Genomic DNA, 5391 nt, shown 5'->3' with positions numbered 1-5391 from the left:
CATTGCGCCGGGCAAGCCGATGCAGAACGGGTTCGTCGAAAGCTTCAACGGCAGGATGCGGGACGAGCTTCTGAACGAGGCCCTGTTCCGCAACATCGCCCATGCCCGTGACCTGATCGCTGCCTGGGTCACCGACTATAACACCGAAAGGCCCCACTCGGCCTTGGGCTACCAGACCCCTGTAGGGTTTGCCGCGAACCTGAACCCCGCAATCGCCCGCCCCGCTGCGCGAGATGAAAGCTCCGCGCGCCGGGCGATTGCTCAACCCGCGCCAACAGGCGTAAACAAAAACCGGGCTCCGGTCGCCGTTGGATGAAAGTTCAGTGGCAGGTCACTGAAGTTGACCTTCGCGTGAATGTCCACAATCTGGCGGGCATGACTGGAAGCCGTTCGTCTGTCCTTTTCCTTCCAACTGCATCGCTGCTTGCCGTGGGCTTCGTTTGCATCGCTCTCTGGGCAGGATGGATCTACAGCATCTCAGCCCAGACCCCGCGCGGGGCCAAGCTTTATGCCGAACATTGCGCGACGTGCCACGGCGCTCAGCTTGAAGGTCAGCCCGACTGGCAGGTCGCTGACGAAAGTGGCGTTCTCCCTGCACCGCCGCATGACGCATCCGGCCACACCTGGCACCACGATGATGCCATGCTGACCGACTACATCCGGCGGGGCGGCCAGGCGGTTCTGGATGACATAGGTGTGCCCATGACGTCGGGCATGCCGGCTTTTGGCGAAATCCTGACGGACGGCGACATTGCCGCCATCCTCGGGTTCATCAAGTCGACTTGGCCCGATCGGATACGCGCGATCCAGGCCGAACGGAATGGCAGCTAGCCCCGGTCCCGCAAAGTGCAATCTCCTGCCAGGGCATCAAGTATCGAGCAATCCGGATGCCCATCGCCCGCACAGCTCTGAACAAGCTGCTGCAGGGCCGTACGCAGTTGCATCAGATCAGCCAACCTTTCGTCGACTTGGGCGAGATGACGCGCGGCGATCTCGCGCACGTCGGCACTGCTGCGGCTCGTGTCTTCGTTCAGCATCAGGAGGTCGCGGCAGTCCTGCAGCGAAAAGTCGAGTCGTCGCGCACGGCTCAGGAAGCGCAGCCGGTGGACATCAGCAGGGCTGAAATGGCGATAGCCGTTCGGCCCGCGCTGCGGGGCCACAAGACCGATGTCCTCATAGTGTCGGATCGTCTTGGAGGTAAGACCCGACGCTCGCGCGGCTGCGGCGATGTTCATTCCAGTCCTCCCTTGCCCTGGAGGGTGCTACGTGCACGCTGACCAGAGACACGGTAAAGCCGCAGCCGGGACCCGCCCCCGATCACGGTCAGGATGCCCAAGAGAAGCGATCTAGCGAATGCCGTTCGCAACCTGAACCTCGCGCACGAAGCGGATGATCCCGGCCAGCTCCGGGTCCGTGAGTCCCGGAACCGGGGCCATGTTTCCGAATGGCCAGTGATGGGCACGCACCCCGTTGCGTGCTGCCAGGACGAAAGCCATGTCGCCGTGGTGGCTCGGTTCGTAGATCTTGTGGATGAGCGGTGGTGCAATCCCCGCCCGCCCCTCGGCATCGGTGCCGTGGCAGGATGCGCAGTTGGCGGCGAAGGCCTGCTGACCGGCTTTGGCTTCGGGTGACAACGTGGCCGGCATGGTCACAGCAACAAGAGCCTGACCCTCTTCAGCCGGCCTTGCGGCATCGGATTGGCCCCAGAGCCACCAGGCACCGCCTGTGGCGACCGCGGCAATCGCCGCAAGAAGAACAGTTCGCATGAAGTCTTTCCTCTGATTGGCTCGCGCGGAGGAAGTGCCGCGCGAGCGGCGCTGGAGTGGCTAAGGTTGGTGAGGTGGCCTTGATCGGACTGGCGCCGGGAAATTCGGCGCCAGCTTCTGCGATCCGGTCAGTTCGACGGCCCATAGACGATGCCGTTCGGGCGGTCGCCCACCGGCACCGATCCGACGACCTCCTGGCGCGCAACGTCGATGACCGAGACGCTGTCGTCCGCGATGTTGGTCACGAACACGAAGGCGCCGTCCGCCGAAACCGACACACCATGCGCGCCAGGAGCGGTTTTCAGCGTCTTGGCAACCTTGCCGGTCGCCGTGTCGATCACCGACACGGTGTCGTTCGGCGCGGCCTCGGTCCCCTGGTTGGCAACATAGACCTGCCTGCCGTCGGGGGTTGCGATCATCTGGATCGGATTGGGACCGACCTCGATCCTGCCTGTGACCTCGCGCGTGGCGGTGTCGATCACCGCCACGCGGTTCTCGTCGCGCAGCGAGACATAGATCCGGCTGCCATCAGGGGTGAAGCCGACCTGAACCGGCGCCGTGCCCACCGGGATGCGTGCCGCCTCGGTGAGGTTGGCCGTGTCGATGACCGAGACCGACCCGTCCTCGACATTGGCGACGTAGAGCTCGGTCCCGTCTGGGCTGAGCCGCAGCCCGTGCGGGTAAGCTCCGGTCTGGATGCGCTCGACCACCGATGCGTTCGCGAGATCGACCACCGCGACCTCGTCCGCGCCCGAGAGGGACGCATAGGCGCGACCCTGCGTATCGGCAACGACGTGGGCCGGGTGGGCACCGACCTCGACCGTGACAGCAGGCTTCGAGAGGTCCTGTGGATCGAGCATTACCAGAAGTCCCGCGGCGTCCCCGTCGTGGCCATGCCCTTCCGAGCCATGATCACCGGAAGCCGGAGTGCCGACCGCCAGCAGGAAGCGCCCGTCCGGCGTCAGATCGACGTTATGGGGCGCCACCGGGATCGGCGTCGTGGTCACGGTCCCGGTGCCGAGGCCGATGGCGCTGATCGAGCTGCCGCCTTCGTCGGCGGACCAGACGGTGCCGCCGGTCTGGCCGAAGTCGATAGCCTCAGGGCTACCTTTCTCCTTTAGCCAGGCTTCCATCTCGGCGATCTCGCGCTCCTGCGCGGCGATGATCTGCTCGGCCCATGCCTTGGTCTGCGGATCATCCCCGTGTTGCTGCACGATCCGGGCCATGTCGATCGCGCCCTGATGATGCCGGATCATGCCCCGCACGAAGGCCGTGTCGGGGTCATCGGCCATGACGCCGTCCATCATCGGCCCGTGCATTGCGTCCATGGCGTCCACATAGGCGCGGGTGAAGTCGGGAACGTTTCCGTCGGCTGGCGCCATTCCGGCAGCTTTCGATGCATCGACCGCACCGTGCATCATCCCGCCCTGCATCATCTGCTGCATGGCGCTCATGCACTCGGCAGGCATGGCCTGCATCATGGTCCGCATCTGGTCTGGCATACCCGGCATCGGCATTGTCGGGGCGGCAGGCGCAGCGGCCTGTTCTTGCGTCTGTGCAGGGTGGTGGGTGTCATGCCCGGCCTGCGCCAGGGCAACAGCCGGTAGCCCTGCCGCGAGGCCGAGGGAAAGGGCGATTGCAGTTCGTTTCATTGCTGTTCATCCATGTCCGGGAAAACGCGGCATCACACAGCGCACGCGCAGCCCCCTAGTGATCGTTGATGTCCGAGTGGCGTTATCGGCCTGTCGGCCGAAGTGGCCGGAAGGCGCGGACCTCTCGGATCCGCAACGCCTTCACGCAGCGACTGATGAACGTGGTGGCCGCAGGATTCCCTCGGGAGTCCGCCCCAAGCGACCCACCAGAATGCCGAGGCGGGTCTCCCCGCCGGAAGGCGGATCGGCCCGCGGGCTCTCTGGCAGAAGGGCGGTGATCGTGCAGAACTGGGCGCAGCAGTCGTCCTGGGAACCCGGCCCGCTCCCGCCGGAACCGTCCTGATCCCCGGAAGTCGTCCGGGCACAGCCGGACGCCGCATGAGAATGATCGCAGCCCTGGTCCAGGCTAGCGGCGACAGCTCGCTCGGCATGGACCGTGTGTGCTGCCGGGAGGGTGTGGGCTCCGGCCTGCAAAGCCAGGGCGGCGAAAGCCACGATCAGCCATACGGTTGCCAGCCATTGCCTCCAGCAGCCGCGAAGCCCCATGCCCTTTGCCACACCCCTGCTCATCAGACCGTTCGTTCTCTTCCTCTGGACCGTCTCAGGCTTCCTGCCTGCTCGGGAAGCAGGGAAGCGGCCATTTTCTGACAGTGCCATTATCACACCACGTCCTGCGGGACGACGACACCTGAAACCGGCCAAGGCAGGTTGCGACATGATGCCGCCCGTCGAAGGCGCTGACGATCGACTCTGGCCGCCTTCCGGTCATCACAGCTTCACCCCCCGCAGCCGCGACGCGTTCGCGATCACGCTGACCGAGGACAGCGCCATGGCGGCGGCCGCGATGATCGGCGACAGCAGGATGCCGAAGAACGGATACAGCACGCCGGCCGCGACCGGGATGCCGAGCGCGTTGTAGATGAAAGCGAAGAACAGGTTCTGGCGGATGTTGCGCATCACCGCCTGCGACAGCCGCCGCGCCCGCACGATGCCGGTGAGATCGCCCTTCAGCAGCGTGACCCCCGCGCTCTCCATCGCCACGTCGGTGCCGGTGCCCATGGCGATGCCGACATCGGCGGCAGCTAACGCCGGCGCATCGTTCACGCCGTCTCCCGCCATCGCCACGACTTCCCCTGCCGCCTTGTGCCGCTGCACGACCTCGCTTTTCTGATCCGGCAGGACCTCCGCCTCGACCTCGTCGATGCCGAGTTGGCGGGCCACGGCCCTTGCCGTCGTCCAGTTGTCCCCGGTCAACATGACCACGCGGATGCCCTGCGCCTTCAGCGCAGCCAGCGCCTCGGGCGTCGTGGCCTTGACCGGGTCCGCGATGGCGAAGATCGCGGCGACCTGCCCATCGACGCCCATGAAGATTGCCGTCGCCCCGTCCTCGCGCAGCTTGTCGGCCTGCTCAGCCAGCGGCGCGACTTCGACCCCCTGTTCGGTCAGGAACTTCGCGTTTCCCAGCGGAATGCGCTTGCCTTCCACCACCCCGAGCGCCCCCTTGCCGGTCGGCGAGTCGAAGTCGGCAACAGGCGCGAGCGGGATCTCTCGCTCCTCTGCTGCCCGCACGATGGCGAGCGCGAGCGGATGCTCGCTCGCCCGTTCCACGCTGGCGGCAAGACGCAGGACGTCGGCCTCGGCCCAACCAGGTGCCGGAACGATGGCGGTGACGGCGGGCCGCCCCTCGGTCAGCGTTCCGGTCTTGTCCACGATGATCGTGTCCACCTTTTCCATGTGCTCCAAGGCTTCTGCGTTCTTGATCAGCACGCCCGCCTGCGCGCCGCGTCCGACGCCGACCATGATCGACATCGGCGTGGCCAGCCCCAGCGCACAGGGACAGGCGCAGGGCGTTGTTGCGCAACTCAGCTAGCGGCGTGAGCTGCCCCTTTCCCCGCTGAACTCAGCTGACGCGAACGATCTCGGCGGTGCCGAGGGCGGAGAAGCGGTTCATGAGAGCAATGCGGATGTGGATC

5 protein-coding genes and 1 pseudogene are annotated in these 5391 nt (G+C 65.9%); 2 read left to right on the top strand and 4 right to left on the bottom strand.

What is annotated here, in order from left to right:
* Both IC63_RS16440 and IC63_RS16435 read left to right on the top strand, forming a co-directional pair.
* Positions 1 to 316, top strand: a 316-nt coding sequence (locus tag IC63_RS16440; protein WP_036722163.1) for an integrase core domain-containing protein, incomplete at its 5' end; no start/stop codon positions are given.
* Entirely contained in the window at positions 313 to 831 is a 519-nt protein-coding gene (locus tag IC63_RS16435) for a c-type cytochrome (RefSeq protein ID WP_232222660.1), read from the top strand. The genes IC63_RS16440 and IC63_RS16435, both read left to right, overlap by 4 nt.
* Here the strand turns inward: IC63_RS16435 and IC63_RS16430 are convergent.
* The 4 genes and pseudogenes from IC63_RS16430 to IC63_RS16415 all read right to left on the bottom strand — a co-directional run.
* Positions 828 to 1235, bottom strand: coding sequence for a MerR family DNA-binding protein (locus IC63_RS16430; RefSeq protein WP_036722583.1), 408 nt, complete (start codon positions 1233 to 1235; stop codon positions 828 to 830). The genes IC63_RS16435 and IC63_RS16430 overlap by 4 nt on opposite strands.
* Before the next feature lie 111 nt (positions 1236 to 1346).
* Positions 1347 to 1766: a c-type cytochrome gene (locus tag IC63_RS16425; protein WP_036722580.1), complete on the bottom strand. Its 420-nt coding sequence runs from the start codon at positions 1764 to 1766 to the stop codon at positions 1347 to 1349.
* Between the two features lie 128 nt (positions 1767 to 1894).
* Positions 1895 to 3247, bottom strand: coding sequence for a CopM family metallochaperone (copM, locus tag IC63_RS16420; protein WP_232222659.1), 1353 nt, complete (start codon positions 3245 to 3247; stop codon positions 1895 to 1897).
* A 939-nt stretch (positions 3248 to 4186) separates the two neighbouring features.
* Positions 4187 to 5260 (bottom strand): annotated as a pseudogene (locus IC63_RS16415) (heavy metal translocating P-type ATPase); the annotation flags it as partial.
* Positions 5261 to 5391: the final 131 nt, after the last annotated feature.

This window comes from Paracoccus sphaerophysae (genome assembly GCF_000763805.1).
Lineage (GTDB): Bacteria > Pseudomonadota > Alphaproteobacteria > Rhodobacterales > Rhodobacteraceae > Paracoccus > Paracoccus sphaerophysae.
Note: the sequence above shows the minus strand (reverse complement) of the source record. Positions and strands in the feature narration are given on the sequence as shown.